The sequence below is a fragment of the Stenotrophomonas maltophilia group sp. LNF247 genome (assembly GCF_054083135.1).
Map to the genome: position 1 here is coordinate 153,561 of NZ_JBSRQL010000004.1, position 15,323 is coordinate 168,883.

At 67.2% G+C, this 15,323-nt stretch carries 14 protein-coding genes; 3 read left to right on the plus strand and 11 right to left on the minus strand.

Annotated elements, in window-relative coordinates; translation table 11 throughout:
• Positions 1-65 precede the first annotated feature (65 nt).
• The 3 genes from ACTXG9_RS05970 (at position 66) to ACTXG9_RS05980 (ending at position 5,414) form a co-directional block, all read left to right on the plus strand.
• Complete coding sequence (locus ACTXG9_RS05970) at positions 66-794, plus strand: response regulator (protein ID WP_019659087.1); 729 nt, start codon at positions 66-68, stop codon at positions 792-794.
• 6 nt (positions 795-800) lie between these two features.
• On the plus strand, positions 801-2,210 hold the full coding sequence (locus ACTXG9_RS05975) for an ATP-binding protein (RefSeq protein WP_456115422.1): 1,410 nt from the start codon (positions 801-803) through the stop codon (positions 2,208-2,210).
• 177 nt (positions 2,211-2,387) lie between these two features.
• A complete protein-coding gene (locus ACTXG9_RS05980) occupies positions 2,388-5,414 on the plus strand; it encodes a ligand-binding sensor domain-containing diguanylate cyclase (protein ID WP_021204121.1) in 3,027 nt (1,008 codons plus the stop codon).
• A 95-nt stretch (positions 5,415-5,509) separates the two neighbouring features.
• Here ACTXG9_RS05980 and rnt read toward each other — a convergent pair whose 3' ends face one another.
• From rnt to pstS (ACTXG9_RS06035), 11 genes are all read right to left on the minus strand, one after another.
• On the minus strand, positions 5,510-6,094 hold the full coding sequence (gene rnt, locus ACTXG9_RS05985) for a ribonuclease T (RefSeq protein WP_005408782.1): 585 nt from the start codon (positions 6,092-6,094) through the stop codon (positions 5,510-5,512).
• Positions 6,095-6,279: 185 nt separating this feature from the next.
• Positions 6,280-6,801, minus strand: coding sequence for an HvfX family Cu-binding RiPP maturation protein (locus ACTXG9_RS05990; protein WP_021204120.1), 522 nt, complete (start codon positions 6,799-6,801; stop codon positions 6,280-6,282).
• Positions 6,802-6,832: 31 nt separating this feature from the next.
• Positions 6,833-7,588 carry an HvfC family RiPP maturation protein gene (locus tag ACTXG9_RS05995; protein WP_456115423.1) on the minus strand — a complete coding sequence of 252 codons (756 nt, stop codon included), beginning with the start codon at positions 7,586-7,588 and terminating at the stop codon, positions 6,833-6,835.
• The gene (locus tag ACTXG9_RS06000) at positions 7,581-8,456 is read right to left on the minus strand and encodes an HvfB family MNIO-type RiPP peptide maturase (RefSeq protein ID WP_197575506.1); all 876 of its coding nucleotides are present in this window, start codon (positions 8,454-8,456) and stop codon (positions 7,581-7,583) included. Before ACTXG9_RS06000 ends, ACTXG9_RS05995 begins: the two co-directional genes overlap by 8 nt.
• Positions 8,443-8,799, minus strand: coding sequence for a hypothetical protein (locus tag ACTXG9_RS06005; protein ID WP_021204117.1), 357 nt, complete (start codon positions 8,797-8,799; stop codon positions 8,443-8,445). The genes ACTXG9_RS06000 and ACTXG9_RS06005 overlap by 14 nt, the downstream gene beginning before the upstream one ends.
• Positions 8,800-9,058: 259 nt before the next feature.
• Entirely contained in the window at positions 9,059-9,766 is a 708-nt protein-coding gene (phoU, locus tag ACTXG9_RS06010) for a phosphate signaling complex protein PhoU (protein ID WP_005408787.1), read from the minus strand.
• A gap of 65 nt (positions 9,767-9,831) precedes the next feature.
• Positions 9,832-10,662, minus strand: coding sequence for a phosphate ABC transporter ATP-binding protein PstB (gene pstB, locus ACTXG9_RS06015; protein ID WP_005408788.1), 831 nt, complete (start codon positions 10,660-10,662; stop codon positions 9,832-9,834).
• 19 nt (positions 10,663-10,681) lie between these two features.
• Positions 10,682-11,545: a phosphate ABC transporter permease PstA gene (pstA, locus tag ACTXG9_RS06020; RefSeq protein WP_005415894.1), complete on the minus strand. Its 864-nt coding sequence runs from the start codon at positions 11,543-11,545 to the stop codon at positions 10,682-10,684.
• Complete coding sequence (gene pstC, locus ACTXG9_RS06025) at positions 11,545-12,513, minus strand: phosphate ABC transporter permease subunit PstC (RefSeq protein ID WP_019659079.1); 969 nt, start codon at positions 12,511-12,513, stop codon at positions 11,545-11,547. The genes pstA and pstC overlap by 1 nt, the downstream gene beginning before the upstream one ends.
• 82 nt (positions 12,514-12,595) lie before the next feature.
• The gene (gene pstS, locus ACTXG9_RS06030; RefSeq protein ID WP_019659078.1) at positions 12,596-13,684 is read right to left on the minus strand and encodes a phosphate ABC transporter substrate-binding protein PstS; all 1,089 of its coding nucleotides are present in this window, start codon (positions 13,682-13,684) and stop codon (positions 12,596-12,598) included.
• 409 nt (positions 13,685-14,093) lie between these two features.
• A complete protein-coding gene (gene pstS / locus ACTXG9_RS06035; RefSeq protein ID WP_019659077.1) occupies positions 14,094-15,110 on the minus strand; it encodes a phosphate ABC transporter substrate-binding protein PstS in 1,017 nt (338 codons plus the stop codon).
• Positions 15,111-15,323: the final 213 nt, after the last annotated feature.

The window sequence follows — 15,323 nt, forward strand, 5'->3', positions numbered from 1 at the left end:
CGGTGGATACACTGGTACGCATTGCCCCGGATGCGGTTCAGCTGCCGACACGGGATGATCGCGACATGGAGACTGAAAACACGATGCATCGACTGCTGATCGTCGACGACGACAATGACATCCGCACCCTGCTGGCCGAGCAGCTCGGCCGCGCCGGCTACCAGGTGAGCACGGCGGCTGATGGCACCGCCATGCGCCAGCTGCTGGACCGTGAGCACGTGGACCTGATCGTGCTCGACCTCAACCTGCCGCGTGAGGATGGCTTGACCCTGTGCCGCGACCTGCGCGCGCGCTCGAACACGCCGGTGATCATGCTGACGGCTCGTGCCGAGCCGATTGACCGCGTGCTGGGCCTGGAGATGGGCGCCGATGACTACCTGGCCAAGCCGTTCGAGCCGCGCGAGCTGCTGGCGCGCATCCGCAATGTGCTGCGCCGGACCGAGGCGCTGCCGGCCAACCTGGAGCCATTGGCGATTCGCCGTGCGCGCTTCTCGCGCTGGGTGTTCGACCTGGAACACCGCCATCTGGTTGACCCGGACAACCGCGTGGTGGTGCTGTCCGGCGCCGAGTTCCGGCTGCTGCGGGTGTTCATTGCCCATGCCAACAAAGTGCTGTCGCGCGAGCAGCTGGTCGCGCTCAGCAGCGGGCGCAATTACGAGGCACAGGACCGTGCCATCGATCTGCAGGTCAGCCGGCTGCGCAACAAGCTGGGCGACGACGGTGGCCCGGATGGGCTGATCAAGACCGTTCGCAACGAAGGCTATGTACTGGCCTCCTCGGTGAACCTGGAATAGGCCGCGATGAAACGCCTGCGCCATTTCCTGTCCTCGATGGTCGGGCGGTTGTTCGTGATCCTGCTGCTGGGCATGAGCGTGGCCGCGATCGGCGCGACCATGCTCGCCACCTCCAAGCGGCAGCAGGAGTTCGAGCGGCAGAACCTGAACCGCATCGCCGACCGCCTGCAGGGTTACGTCAACCTGCTGGACGGCAATCCGGAACTGCGCGAGCGCCTGCTCGAGATCGGTGGGCCCAGCGTCCGCGCCCTGCAACCCGGCGCGCGCCTGGGGCGGGCCGATACAGCTCTGATGGAAGTGCTGGATGACCGGCCAGGCCCGGTCGCACGCGCGCACGTGCACTTCGCTTCATTCCGCTCCTGCATCCCCAAGCTGCAGGAACTGCTGCCGCCGCCGCCGCCCGGGCATCGCAAGCACCCGCGCGAGCGTGATCCGGCGTTCATTCCGCCCAAGTGCCGCGCGGTGGACGTAACGCTCACCGATGGCACGCTGCTGAAGCTGGCGCTGGATTCGCCGGCGGTAGCGCACAACGGCATCCTCGCCGTTGACCCGTGGTTCCTGACCCTGCTGGTGTTGGCGATCGCGGTGCTGGCCTATATCGTCGCGCGCATTGCAAGCGCGCCGCTGCAGGAGTTGGCCGCTGCCGCCGAAGACCTGGGCGACGACCTGCAGCGCGATCCCTTGCCGCTGCGCGGGCCGCGCGAAGTGCAGCGCGCCGCCGAAGCCTTCAACGCCATGCAGCACCGGCTGCAGCGGCACCTGGCCGAGCGCACGCAGATGCTGGCAGCGATCACCCACGATCTGCAGACGCCGCTGACGCGGCTGCAGCTGCGGCTGGAGAATGTCAGCGACGAGGCCCTGCGTGAGCGCCTGATTGGCGATCTGGCCGCGATGCAGGCACTGGTGCGCGAGGGCCTGGAGCTGGCCCGCAGTGCCGAGAGTGCCGAGCAGCGTGCAGCACTGGACCTGGATTCGCTGCTGGAGAGCATTGTCGAGGACACCGCCGAAGGCGGCGCCGATGTGGTCTTCGAAGGCGGCAGCGGGGCGGTGCTGATGCTGCGCCCGCTGGCCATGCACCGCCTGTTCTCCAACCTGGTGGACAATGCGGTGATGTATGCGCAACGGGCGCGGGTACGGGTCGAGCGCAGTGGGGGTGCGATCACCGTGGTGGTGGCCGATGATGGCCCGGGCCTGGCCGAGGAGCAGCTGGAGGCGGTGTTTGATCCCTTCGTGCGGGTGGAAACCTCGCGTTCGCGCCAGACCGGCGGGGCCGGGCTGGGCTTGACCATCGCCCGCGCCCTGGCCGAGAAGGATGGGGCGCGGCTGTGGCTGCGCAACCGTGCCGAAGGCGGGCTGGAGGCGGTGGTGCAGTGGCCGGCCAGCGCCCAGGTGACGCCGCCGGGGCGCGCCGGCTGAGCCTTCGCAGCTGGCGATGGTGACGCGGTGGGCCGGCTTTGGCCTATCATCTGCCCAACTTCCCAGTACCCCCCCGATGAGCCAGCCCGTTCCCGCCGGCATGCCGCTCCGCGCTGCCCGGCCGTTCCCGCACGCTGCCAGGCACGGCAGCCCTGCCTGGCCGCCGCCGCTGCACTGATGGCCGCACAGGGGGACATCCGGCGCTGGGCGGAGCGCCGCGGATCAGATATCGGTCGATGGCTGCGACAGGGCCTGCTGTGCCTGCTGCTGGCCCTCGCGCTGCCGGTGGCTGCGCAGGAAGGGGCGCCGCCGCTGCGCGACTATGCCATTGATGTATGGACCTCGCGCAATGGCCTGCCGCACAACTCGCTGCGTGACATCGCGCAGACCCCCGAAGGCCACCTGTGGTTCGCGACCTGGGAAGGCCTGGTGCGCTACAACGGCCTGGATTTCACCGTGTTCGACCGCAGCACCCGCCCGGGCCTGCGCGACAACGGCATCGGCGCGCTGTTCGTCGACCGCCAGGGTGGCTTGTGGATCAGTGATTCGCGCGGCAACGTCAGCCACCGTGGCAGCGATGGCCAGTGGCGCGTCTGGGAGCACCAGGCCGATACGCCGCAGGTGCTGATACAGTCCATGCAGATGGACAGCCAGGGCCGGCTGTGGCTGCTGTACGAGGGCAAGGGCATCGGCTATCTGACACCGGACAATGGCATCGTCTACCAGGCGCCGGCGGCGGACCTTCCGATGGCGATGAGTTTCACCAAGCTGGTGGTCGATGCGCAGGACCGGGTCTGGGTCGGTACGCTGGACGGGCTGGTGCTGCGCGACAACGACGGCGTGCTCAAACGCGCGCCCGCAGCCTGGGGACTGGGGGCCGGCAGTGGTCTTTCATGGCCCTACCGTGCGCCGGATGGTGCGCTGTGGATCGTCGCCGGCGAGCGCCTGTACCGGGTGGAAGATGACCAGCTGGTGCTGATGCACCGTCTGCCGGGACAGCTGCACATGACCTCGATGCTGCAGGATCGCCATGGTGACCTGTGGCTGGGCACCGAGAACCAAGGCCTGCTGCGCATCTCCGCACATGGCCTGGAGCGGCTGCCGGCGGGCCTGAACCTGCCGGGCGGACGCGTGGTCAGCCTGCGCGAGGACGCCGAGGGCAGCATCTGGGTGGGCGCCAACGGCGGGCTGTACCGCCTGCGCGAAACGCTGTTCAGCAGTTACACCGAGCGCGATGGGCTCAGTGGCGACTATGTGCGCACCGTGTTCGAGGACCGCGACCGCCAGCTCTGGGTGGGCAGCGCCAGCGGCCTCGATCTGCAGACGGCCGACGGCCGCTTCCGTGCGATGCCCCTGCACAACCGCGGTGGCAAGGCACCTTCGGTGCTCAGCCTGGCGCAGGGACCGGACGGTGACCTGTGGGTCGGCACGTTCGGCGATGGCGTCTACCGTCTTGGTCCCGACGGCCGGCTGCGGCACAACTACGCCGCTGCCGATGGCATGCCGGGCGGCAACATCCGCGCGATCAGCGTAGACCCGCAGGGCGTGGTCTGGGCCGGCACGCAGAAGGGCGTGGTCCGCATCGACGGCGACCGTGTGCAGGTATCAAGCATGGCGGGCATGCCCGGCGGCCTGATCACCGCGCTTGAGCACGATCATCAGGGCAACCTGTGGATCGGCACCATCGAGGGAATCCGCGTGCTGCGCGGCGACCACGTGCAGTCGATCGACCTCGCGCCGATGGGCGGTGGCCGCAGCGTGTTCGGCTTCCACCAGCTGGGCGACGCGATGTGGATCAGCAGCGACCGTGGCCTGTACCGCTGGCGGAACGGGATGCTGGCGCGGGTGGGGCTCGAGCAGGGTATGCCGGTGGACGCGGTGTTCCAGCTGGTGCCTGATCGTCTTGGCAACGTGTGGGTCAGCAGCAACCGAGGCGTGCTGCGCACCGACATGGCTACCCTGAACGCGGTGGCCGATGGCCGAGCACCCCGGGTGATGGTGGAGCGCTACAACGAGATCGACGGCATGGCCAATGCGCAGGCCAACGGCAGCTCTGGGCCTTCGGCGATCCTGCGCCAGGACGGCACGTTCTGGGTGGTGACTGCCGGTGGCCTGAGCACGGTTGATCCGCAGCGCCTGCAGCGCTTCCGCGAGCGGCCATCGCCGCCCGCCGCGATCGAGAGCGTGCAGGTGGATGGCGCGCCGGTGCATTGGGAAGGACCGGATCGCAACGCCATTCCCGGTGGCCGCCGCCTGGCGGTCAGCTATGTCGGCCTGAGCTACCTGATGTCTGACCGGATCCGTTACCGCACGCGGTTGGATGGGCTTGATGCCGGCTGGGTCGAGCGCGGCCCGCAGCGCAGCGTGGAGTTCGTCGGCCTGCCGCCGGGCGAATACACCCTGCACGTGGCGGCGGCACATCCCGGTGGCAGCTGGGGCCAGCAGGAGGCGGTGTGGAGCTTCACCGTGGAGCCGTTCTGGTGGCAGCGACGCAGCGTGCAGGTGCTGGGGGCACTGGTGCTGCTGACCGGGCTGGTGGCGCTGTACCGCTTGCTGCTGCAGCAGTTGAAGGCCAGCAACCTGCGCCTGGCCCGTCGGGTGGACGAAGCAACTTTCGACCTGCAGGCCAAGACCGTGCACCTGCAGGCGTTGAACCAGGAAAAGACCGAACTGGCCGAGCGCCTGGCACGCCAGGCTGAGGCATTTGAACGGCAGGCCCGCGAGGATGCACTGACCGGCCTGCCCAATCGCCGCGCCTTCGACGAAACCCTTGCCCGCGACTTCGCCCGTTCGCAGCGCAGTGGTCATCCACTGTGCCTGGTGGTGCTGGATATCGACCACTTCAAGGACGTCAACGACCGCCACAGCCACAGCATCGGCGATGCCGTGCTGGTGCAGGTGGCGCGCTTGATCGCTGCGGCCTGCCGCGATTCGGACCTGCCGGCGCGCACCGGCGGTGAAGAGTTCGCGCTGCTGCTCAACGACACCCGCCTGGAAGAGGCCGCACAGCTGTGCGCACGCCTGCGCGGCCTGTTCCATGACCACCCGGACTGGGCCGGTGTGGAAGGCCTGCGCGTGACCTTCAGCGCGGGCCTGGTGGAGCTGGATGCCGACGACCGCACCCCGGCGCTGCTGTACCAGCGCGCAGACCGCGCACTGTACCGCGCCAAGAGCGATGGCCGCGATCGTACGAGTATTGGTTGATCGCATCCAGGCGTGGCGTGGATCTACCGTGCGGTGAGTGGTGGGTGCGGACCGTTGGTCCGCACTGCGTGGATGCGGTTGCGCCGTTGGCTGCCTTACCGCGGCCAGGCGTTGGCGATGGTGCAGAACAGCCGCGCGGTCTGTTCGGTGTCATACACCGCGCTGTGTGCCTCGTTGGCATCCCAGCCCAGCCCGGCGGCCGTGGCGGCGCGCGCCAGCACGGTCTGCCCGTAGGCGATGCCGGCCAGGGTGACCGTGTCGAACACGCTGAACGGATGGAACGGGTTGCGCTTGTGACCGGTGCGGGCCACGGCGGCGTTGACGAAGCCAAGGTCGAAATGGGCGTTGTGGCCGACCAGGATCGCGCGCTGGCAGCCGTATTTCTTCATTGCTGCGCGCACCGGGGTGAAGATGTGGTCCAGTGCGGCCTTTTCTTCCTTGGCCAGCCGGAACGGATGGTCGAGGATGATGCCGGTCACTTCCAGCGACTTCGGGTCGATCTCCAGGCCTTCGGCCGGCACTACATGGGCGCTGGCGGTCTGGCCCGGGTACAGCAGGCCGTTCTCGTCCATCTCGATCGGCACTGCGGCTATTTCCAGCAGCGCGTTGCGCTGGCTGTCGAAGCCGCCGGTTTCCACATCCACCACCACCGGCAGGAAACCGCGGAAGCGTTGTGACATCGCGCGCTGCGCCTGGGATACTGCGGAATCGGGAGCGGCGGCAGGTGCGGGAATGGGGTCGGTCATGCGTGAATTCTAGCAGAGCGACCCTGAGCGCCCGGCCACGCAGCCCATGCCCGCCACCGTGGCAGAACCCGGTAGGTGCCAGCCTTGGTTGGCACGCGATGCGCCGACCAAGGTCGGATCTACCGGACCGCGGGACGTGCCGTCGTACCCGACGGATGCCACGGCCACAGCAACGCATCCACGCTCAGCCTGCCTGCGCCGGTGAAGACCAGCGGCAGCAGCATCGCCATGAACAGCACCGGCAGCTTGAAGTTGCCGTAGCCCTGGTCGCTGATCGCATACCCCATCGCGAGGTCGCCCAGCGAGTTCCATTGCATCGGCCAGTGCACGGCGTAGGTGGCCACCACGGTCAGCACCAGCAGGCTGGCAGCGGCAAAACGGGTACCAAAACCGAACAGCAGGCAGGCTGCGCCGAGCAGTTCAAACCAGGTGGCCAGTTGCCAGTTCAGGGCAGCGGGCAGCTGGTTGAACGGAAACGGGAAGGCGTCCTGCAGATCGGCGAACCAGTTCTGGCCTTGCAGTTTCTCGCGGCCGGATTCGAAGTATTCCCAGGCCAGCAGCAGCCGCAGGCCGAGCGGGGCCAACCAGGGGGCGAGACGGTCCAGCTGGCCACGCGCGGTGGCCAGGGGCGGGAGCTTCATCGGTGCATCTCCGGGGCGGGGAAGGGAGGTGTCAGGCAGGTGCGGTCAAAGGGCCGATCACGCCGGCCCGCAGGAACTGCTGCAGCAGCGCGGCACCGGGTTCGGCCAGCGCCTGTTCGGCCAGGTCATGCGCGGCGGCCAGTTGCTTCAGATAGGCATGTCCATCGAGGCCGGGCTGCTCCCCGATGCTGGACAGCAGGTACACCGCCAGCGGGCTGAGTACGGCGAAGCGCACCTCGCCATCGGCCTCGCGACGCACCAGCAGGCCGGTCGGCTCGGCCGGCAACTGGGTAGGTGCGTCCTCGGCGCCGAGGCGGTGCACCGGCCATTGGTACAGCAGCGGCCACGCCAGCAGTGAGCGCTGCAGCGGCACCCGCAGCGGGTCGATGTCCGCTACGACCGGCAGCGGTTCGGCGTCCAGTTGGTACAGCGCGGTTTCCACCCACTCGTAGTGGGCCAGTTCGGCCAGCGCAGGGTGTGGCAGCTGCGGCTGTGCCTGCAGCCACTGCACGAATTCGGCGGCCAGTTCGGTGAACAGCGGCGTCTGGCAGCGATGGGTTGCGAAGTAGTGGCGCACCAGTCCGCTCCAGGCTGATACGCCGAGCAGGCGCACGCAGACCGGAAAGCCGTTGCTCAACAGGCCGAGCAGGTTGTTGAACAGCAGCCGCTGGTAGACCGCGACGCGCCGTGGCTCCAGCCCGCCCGGTGGCGGCACGCCCTGGGGATCTCGCAGAAAGGCGGTGAATGCGTGCTGCTGCGCACGCAGCGTGGCGGGGGTATCAGCCATATGCCGCCTCCGCGTGTACGGCCTGCAGGCGGCGGATGGTCTGCAGTTCGCCGCGCAGTTCGGCATAGGGCGGGAAATTGAAATCGCGTTCGAGCAGGGTGGGGCGAGCGCCGATGCGCGCATAGGTGCGTGCCAGCAGCTCCCAGACCGGGTCGATCACCGCGCTGCCGTGGGTATCGATCTTCAGGTCCGGTGCCTCGTCCAGGTGCCCGGCCACGTGCAGGCAGACGATGCGGTCTGCGGGCAGGCCAGCGATGAACGCGTCGGCGTCGTAACCGTGGTTGCAGGCGTTGACGAAGACGTTGTTGACGTCCAGCAGCAGGTCGCAGTCGGCTTCGGCAAGCACGGCGTTGGTGAAGGCCAGTTCGTCCATCGCCGGTTCCGGTGCCAGGTAGTAGGACACGTTTTCCACTGCGATGCGGCGACCCAGCACGTCCTGCACGCGGGCGATGCGTGCGGCGGTATGGCGCACCGCTTCATCGGTGAAGGGGATCGGCAGCAGGTCGTACAGGTGGCCGTCGTCGCTGCAGTAGCTCAGGTGTTCGCTGTACAGCGGCACGCGGTGTTTTTCCAGGAACTGGCCAACCTGCTCCAACAGCTGCGTATCCAGTGGCGCAGTGCCGCCCAGCGACAGGGACAGGCCGTGGCAGCTCAGCGGATGGCGCTGTGCCAGCTCGGCCAGTGCGTCACCGGCGGGGCCGCCGACATGGATCCAGTTCTCCGGCGCGCATTCGAGGAAATCGAAATCGCTAGCCGGTGCATCGCGCAGCTCCTGCAACAGCGCCCGGCGCAGCCCCAACCCGACGGCCGCCGCACGAAGCGGCGACCGCAGGTTGGCGACGCTGGCGCGGACCTCAGTGCTTGCCACCGCACTTGCCTTCGCCACACTTGCCTTCGGCGGCCTTCTTGTCGCCGGCCTGAGCCTTGGCGCCTGCTGCCGCACCGGCAGCCTTGCCCTTGTCGGCGCCGCACTTGCCTTCGGCGGACTTGCCATCTGCGCCACACCTGCCTTCGGCATGCTTGGCGGCCTCTGCGGAGGTCTTGGCTTCGGCGCCCTTGGCATCGGTGCTGGCCTTGGCAGCCTGGCCAGCCACCAGATAGCCCTGGGCCAGGTCGCTCATGCTCAGCGCCGAGGCATTGGCGGTGATGCCAAGGCCGGCGGCCAGGGCGGTAGCAGTCAGCAGGGACAGGGTCTTGTTGGAACTGCTCATCGGTCGTGCTCCTGGGTGGTGTGGGCGGGTGCCCGGGTGGCCGGCAGGGATGCCGGTGGAAACGATGGTGCAGCGATCCTACTCAACGAATCCTCGCCAAGACCTCAAATTTTCGTGAGGTTTGTTACAGAAGGGGAACACGGTTCCCGGTGGATCCACGCCATGCGTGGATGAATCGCCGGAACGCCCAGAAACCAGGTGGCCGCTGTCACCAGGACAGCGGCCACCTTGGAGTCGACTCCGGTGTTGCAGTGCAGCGTCAGGGCTGGCCGGTGCTGGAGGTCTCGTCGCGCTTCTCGCGCGGCGGCAGCGGCTGCTCCCCGTGCACCAGGAACCATACGTTCTCGGCGATGTTGGTGGCGTGGTCGCCCACGCGCTCCAGGTTCTTGGCCATGAACAGCAGGTGCGTGCACGGGGTGATGTTGCGCGGGTCTTCCATCATGTAGGTCAGCAGCTCGCGGAACAGCGCGGTGTACTGTGCGTCCAGGCGGGCGTCGTCCTCGCGCAGTTCCAGTGCGGCGTCGGCGTCATTGTCGCGGTAGGCGGCAATGGCACGACGGACCTGCTGCGCGGCCAGGCGGCCCAGCGCACGCAGGCCCTGGATCTGCGGCAGCGGCGGCACCTTGCCCAGCGCGATCGAACGCTTGGCCACGTTCGCTGCATAGTCGCCGATGCGTTCGATGTCGGCCGGGATGCGCAGGCCAGCGAGGATCTCGCGCAGGTCGCGCGCCATCGGGCCACGCAGGGCCAGGCGCATCACGTCATGGCTGATCTGCTGCTCCAGCGCATCAATGGCTTCGTCGTTGGCGATGATGCGATGGGCGGCGTTCTCGTCGCGCTTCTCGATCACGTCCATCGACGCTTCGAGCTGGGCGACGGCCATCTCGCCCATGCGCACGATTTCGGCCACCAGGCGCTGCTGCTCTTCGTCGTAGCTCTTGACGATGTGGTCGTTGGGAAGGTTCATGGTCTGCAATCCGGGTGGAGCCAAGCCGTGCCTGGCTGGGACATGTGGCGAAGGATCAGCGTCGATCAGCCGAAGCGACCGGTGATGTAGTCCTCGGTCTGCCGCTGCGACGGCTGCGAGAAGATCACTTCGGTGCGGTCGTGCTCGATCAGGTCACCCAGGTACATGAAGGCGGTGTAGTCGGAAACGCGCGCGGCCTGCTGCATGTTGTGGGTGACGATGACGATGGTGTACTCGTGCTTGAGCTCTTCCACCAGCTGCTCGATGCGGCTGGTCGAGATCGGATCCAGCGCCGAGGTCGGCTCGTCCAGCAGCAGCACCGACGGGCGCAGCGCCACGGCACGGGCGATGCACAGGCGCTGCTGCTGGCCACCGGACAGGCCCAGCGCGCTCTGCCCCAGCTTGTCCTTCACTTCGTCCCACAGTGCACCCTGGCGCAGTGCCTGCTCGACGCGGTCGGCCATGTCGGCCTTGCTCAGCTTCTCGTGGTGGCGGATGCCATAGGCCACGTTCTCGAAGATGGTCATCGGGAACGGCACCGGCTTCTGGAACACCATGCCGACCTTGCTGCGCAGGCGGTTCATCGGGTACTTCGGCGACAGGATGTTCTCGCCGTCCAGCAGCACTTCACCGCGCGCTTCCAGCTTCGGGTACAGCGCGTAGATGCGGTTGAAGATGCGCAGCAGGGTCGATTTGCCGCAACCGGAAGGACCGATCAGCGCGGTCACGCGCTTTTCCGGAATTTCCAGGTTGATGCCCTTCAGGGCGTGGAACTTGTCGTAGTAGAAGTCCAGTCCACGCGCAGCCAGCTTCACCGGCGACGGTGTGTGCAGGCTCTCGTGCGAGGACGGCACGGCGATGCGCTGCATCGGCACGGCGTTGGAAAGGTCGTTCATGGCGTTGTCCACGGAAAGGTCAGTCATGGGAGATACGGTTGCGCAGCAGGATGCCGCGGGCGGCAAGGCTGACCAGCAGCACGAAGACAGTCAGCACCAAGGCACCGGCCCAGGCCAGTACCTGCCAGGATTCGTACGGGCTGCCGGCGAACTGGTTCATCACCACCGGTACCGAAGCCATCGGCTGGAAGATGTTGTTGTTCCAGTACTGGTTGCCGAAGGCGGTGAACAGCAGCGGAGCGGTCTCGCCGGAGATGCGGGCCAGCGCCAGCAGGATGCCGGTGATGATGCCGGCCGAGGCACTGCGGTACAGCACCTGCACGATCACCTTCCACTGCGGGATGCCCAGCGACAGGGCCGCTTCGCGCATCTGCGAGGGCACCAGGCGCAGCATCTCGTCGGTGGTGCGCACCACCACCGGCAGCACGATGAAGGCCAGCGACAGGGCGCCGGCGAACGCCGAGAAATTGCCGCCGGTCTGCATTACATACAGCGTGTAGACGAACAGGCCCAGCACGATGGACGGCGCCGACAGCAGGATGTCGTTGACGAAGCGGACCACGGTGCCGGCCTTGCGGGCGTTGCCATACTCGGCCAGCCAGGTGCCGGCCAGCACGCCCAGCGGGGTGCCGATGCCGATGGCCAGTGCACACATCACGGCACTGCCGAAGAAGGCGTTGGCGAGGCCGCCGTCCTGCATCGGCGGTGGCGTCATCTTGGTGAACAGATCCCAGTTGATGCCGGCCAGGCCCTTGGCAGCCAGGGTGAACAGGATCCAGCCCAGGAAAAACAGGCCGAACAGGGCGGTGGCGCAGGACGCAGTGATCGCAACGACGTTGCCGATGCGTCGGCGCAGGTACAGCGAATCAGCGGTGGTGGACATCAGTTGCCCTCCTTGCGGGACAGGCGCATCAGCATCAGGCGGGCGATGGCCAGCACCACGAAGGTGACGATGAAGAGGACGAAGCCGAGCAGCAGCAGGGCCGAACGGTAGGTCTCAGTGGCTTCGCCGAAATCATTGGCGATCAGCGCAGCGATGGTGGTGCCCGGTTCCAGCAGCGACGGCGACAGGCGCACGCTGTTGCCGATCACGAAGGCCACCGCCATCGTTTCGCCCAGCGCGCGGCCCAGGCCGAGGAAGATGCCGCCGATGACCGCCGAACGGGTGTAGGGCAGGACGATGTCCCAGCTCACTTCCCACTTGGTGGAGCCCAGCGCATAGGCCGATTCCTTCAGGCGGGTCGGCACGGTCAGGAACACTTCGCGCATCACCGAGGAGATGAACGGAATGACCATGATGGCCAGCACGAAACCGGCGGTGAGCATGCCGATGCCCAGCGGCGGGCCCTGGAACATCGGGCCGATCACCGGCCATTCGCCCAGGGTCTCGTTGAGGAACGGGGTGACGTACTCGGTCATCACCGGCACCAGCACGAACAGGCCCCACATGCCGTAGATGATCGAAGGGATGCCGGCCAGCAGTTCGATGGCGGTACCGACCGGGCCACGCAGCCAGCGCGGCGCGACTTCGGTGAGGAAGAAGGCGATGCCGAAGCTGACCGGCACGGCGATGACCATCGCGATGACGGCGGTGACCAGGGTGCCGTAGATCGGAGCCAGAGCGCCGAACTTGTTTTCGACCGGATTCCAGTCGGCGGAGAAGAAGAAGCTCAGTCCCTGCATCTGCAGGGCATGGCGACCGCCCCACAGCATCGACAGCGCGGCGCAGGCCAGGGCGATCAGGACGAAGATGACGGTGCCGACCAGCACCCATCGGAACAGTGTGTCGTTGCGGGCATCACGCGCATCACGCGTGGACGGGGCGGCTACAGGCTGGGCGATGGCATTCATGGGGACGGCTGGGCCAGGAAGGGGCGGGGCGGCACGGCGTGGAACAAGCGGTGCCCGCGCGGGGCGGGCACCGTCGTGTCCATCACTTCAGGTCGGTCGCCCAGTAGGCCTCGATCTGCTTGACCAGTTCGGCCGGCAGCGGCACGTAGTGCAGCTCGTTGGCCTGCGCCTGGCCGTTTTCGAAGGCCCACTTGAAGAAGGCCAGGGTGTCCTGGTTGCGCTTGGCATCCTTCGGCTTCTTCTGCATCAGCATGAAGTTGGTGGCGGTGATCGGCCACGCCTGCTCGCCCGGGGCATTGGTGATGACCAGGTTGAAGTCCTTGGCGCTGGCCCAGTCGGCGCTGGCGGCCGCGGCGGCGAAGGTCTCCGCGCTCGGCTCGACCCAGTTGCCGGCCGCGTTCTGCATGGCGGTGTACGGCATGCCGTTCTGCAGCGCGTAGGCCAGTTCGACGTAGCCGATCGAGCCCTTGATCTGCTTCACATAGGAAGCGACGCCTTCATTGCCCTTGCCACCGACGCCGTCCGGCCACTGCACCGAGGTGCCTTCGCCGACCTTGCTCTTCCACTCCGGGCTGACCTTGGACAGGTAGTTGGAGAAGTTGAAGGTGGTGCCCGAACCGTCCGAACGGTGGACCAGGGTGATCTTGCCGTCTGGCAGCTTCACGCCCGGGTTGGCGGCGACGATGGCCGGGTCGTTCCAGGTCTTGACCTTGCCCAGGAAGATGTCGGCCAGCAGGGCGCCGCTCAGGCGCAGCTTGCCGGCTTCCAAGCCTTCGATGTTGACCACCGGCACCACGCCGCCGATGGCCGACGGGAACTGCGCCAGGCCGGCCTGGGCCAGCTCCTCGCTGCTCAGCGGCTTGTCGGACGAACCGAAGTCGACGGTGCCGGCCTTGATCTGGGCGATGCCGCCGCCGGAGCCGATCGACTGGTAGTTGATCTTGGCGCCGGTGCTGGCGTTGTAGTCAGCCGACCACTTGGAGACCAGCGGGAAGATGAAGGACGCGCCGGCACCGGACACTTCGGCGGTCACCTTGGCACCGGCAGCGGCCGGGGCAGCGGCAGCGTCGGTGGCCGGCTGCTGCGCGGCCTGCTTGTCGCCACCGCAGGCCGACAGGCCCAGGGCGATGGCCAGGGAAAGGGCGGCAAGGCCGGCCGAGTGCAGTTTCATGGTCACTCCATAGCGGGGAAGAGCCGACGTGGTCGGCGGATGCGGCTATGAAATGATGTTTTTGTTACAGCCGTATTACGACCATGACAGAGGTGCCCTGGATCACGTTCTGACAAGGGTTTCACAGGATTGGCGCCGATCCGGCAGGTGCCTGGAAACCCCCGATCTGCGCACCGATATGACGGTCGGGGCAAGGTAGAGCCGAGCCCGCGCTCGGCTGTTCCCTGCCCTCGGTAGCTGCGGACCGTTGGTCCGCACGCTCCAGAGCGCAGCCGAGCGTGGCTCGGCTCTACAGAGTCAGGCGCATCCCCAAGAACAAGAAGAGCGCGAGATCTCGAGGATCTCGCGCCCGGGTGGGAGCGGCGGGGGAGAGAGGACCCGCCGCCCCCGTTCCTGCGGGGGAACGCGCTTACTTCAGGTTCTGCGACCAGTAGGTCTCGATCTGGCGGACCAGGCTGTCCGGCAGCGGCACGTAGTCCAGCTGGCGGGCCTGGGCATCGCCGTTCTTGTAGACCCAGCGGAAGAATTCCTGGGTCGCCTTGCCATTGGCAGCATTCTTCGGCGTCTTCTGCACCAGGATGAAGTTGGTGGCAGTGATCGGCCAGGACTCGGCGCCCGGCGCATTGGTCATCACCAGGTAGAAGTCGCGGGCGCTGGCCCAGTCGGCACTGGCGGCAGCGGCAGCGAACGAGGTGTCGCTCGGCTGCACGAACTTGCCGGCGGCATTCTTCATCGCGGTGTAGGAGAGCTTGTTCTGCAGCGCGTAGGACAGTTCGACATAGCCGATGCCGCCCTTGATCTGCTTCACATAGGCGGCAACACCTTCGTTGCCCTTGCCGCCGATGCCGGCCGGCCACTGCACCGAGGTGCCTTCACCGACCGAGCTCTTCCACTCCGGGCTGACCTTGGACAGGTAATTGACGAAGTTGAAGGTGGTGCCCGAGCCGTCCGAACGATGCACGACGGTGACCTTGGCGTTGGGCAGGGTCACGCCCGGGTTCAGCGCGGCGATGGCCGGGTCGTTCCAGGTCTTGATCTTGCCCAGGAAGATGTTGGCCAGCACGGCGCCGTCCAGCTTCAGCGCGCCCGGCGCGATGCCGGCCACGTTGACCACCGGCACCACGCCGCCGATCACCGACGGGAACTGCGCCAGGCCCGCAGCAGCCAGGTCTTCCGGCTTCAGCGGCGCGTCGGAGGAGCCGAAATCAACGGTCTTGGCCTTGATCTGGGCAATGCCGCCGCCGGAACCGATGGACTGGTAGTTGACCTTGTTGCCGGTTGCGGCGCTGTAGTCGGCCGACCACTTGGACATGACCGGGTAGATGAACGATGCGCCCGCGCCGGTGATATCGGCGGCGTTGGCGGCGAACACGGACGATGCAGCCAGGATGGCGACAGCGGCGCGCGACTTGAAGGCGTGGATCACGGGGAGACTCCTGGGGTGGTGGTCGAAGGGCGGTTGCCCGACGTTTCGGTGCACATTCCATAACGGTTGCGTGACACGCCCGCGTCTGTCATATGACGCGGGCGTGACATGCGTCATGAGGGATGTCACGTCCGCTGCGCCGGCTGGGCAGCGCGGGTGCCGATGCAACGACGAAGGCACGGCCGGTGCCGTGCCTTCGCGGTTCAATGCAGG

Coding starts and splice junctions, on each gene's coding strand:
- ACTXG9_RS05970 (WP_019659087.1), top strand. CDS start 66: ATGGAGACTGAAAACACGATGCATCGACTGCTGATCGTCGACGACGAC.
- ACTXG9_RS05975 (WP_456115422.1), top strand. CDS start 801: ATGAAACGCCTGCGCCATTTCCTGTCCTCGATGGTCGGGCGGTTGTTC.
- ACTXG9_RS05980 (WP_021204121.1), top strand. CDS start 2,388: ATGGCCGCACAGGGGGACATCCGGCGCTGGGCGGAGCGCCGCGGATCA.
- rnt (WP_005408782.1), bottom strand. CDS start 6,094: ATGTCACAACGCTTCCGCGGTTTCCTGCCGGTGGTGGTGGATGTGGAA.
- ACTXG9_RS05990 (WP_021204120.1), bottom strand. CDS start 6,801: ATGAAGCTCCCGCCCCTGGCCACCGCGCGTGGCCAGCTGGACCGTCTC.
- ACTXG9_RS05995 (WP_456115423.1), bottom strand. CDS start 7,588: ATGGCTGATACCCCCGCCACGCTGCGTGCGCAGCAGCACGCATTCACC.
- ACTXG9_RS06005 (WP_021204117.1), bottom strand. CDS start 8,799: ATGAGCAGTTCCAACAAGACCCTGTCCCTGCTGACTGCTACCGCCCTG.
- phoU (WP_005408787.1), bottom strand. CDS start 9,766: ATGAACCTTCCCAACGACCACATCGTCAAGAGCTACGACGAAGAGCAG.
- pstB (WP_005408788.1), bottom strand. CDS start 10,662: ATGAACGACCTTTCCAACGCCGTGCCGATGCAGCGCATCGCCGTGCCG.
- pstA (WP_005415894.1), bottom strand. CDS start 11,545: ATGTCCACCACCGCTGATTCGCTGTACCTGCGCCGACGCATCGGCAAC.
- pstC (WP_019659079.1), bottom strand. CDS start 12,513: ATGAATGCCATCGCCCAGCCTGTAGCCGCCCCGTCCACGCGTGATGCG.
- pstS (WP_019659078.1), bottom strand. CDS start 13,684: ATGAAACTGCACTCGGCCGGCCTTGCCGCCCTTTCCCTGGCCATCGCC.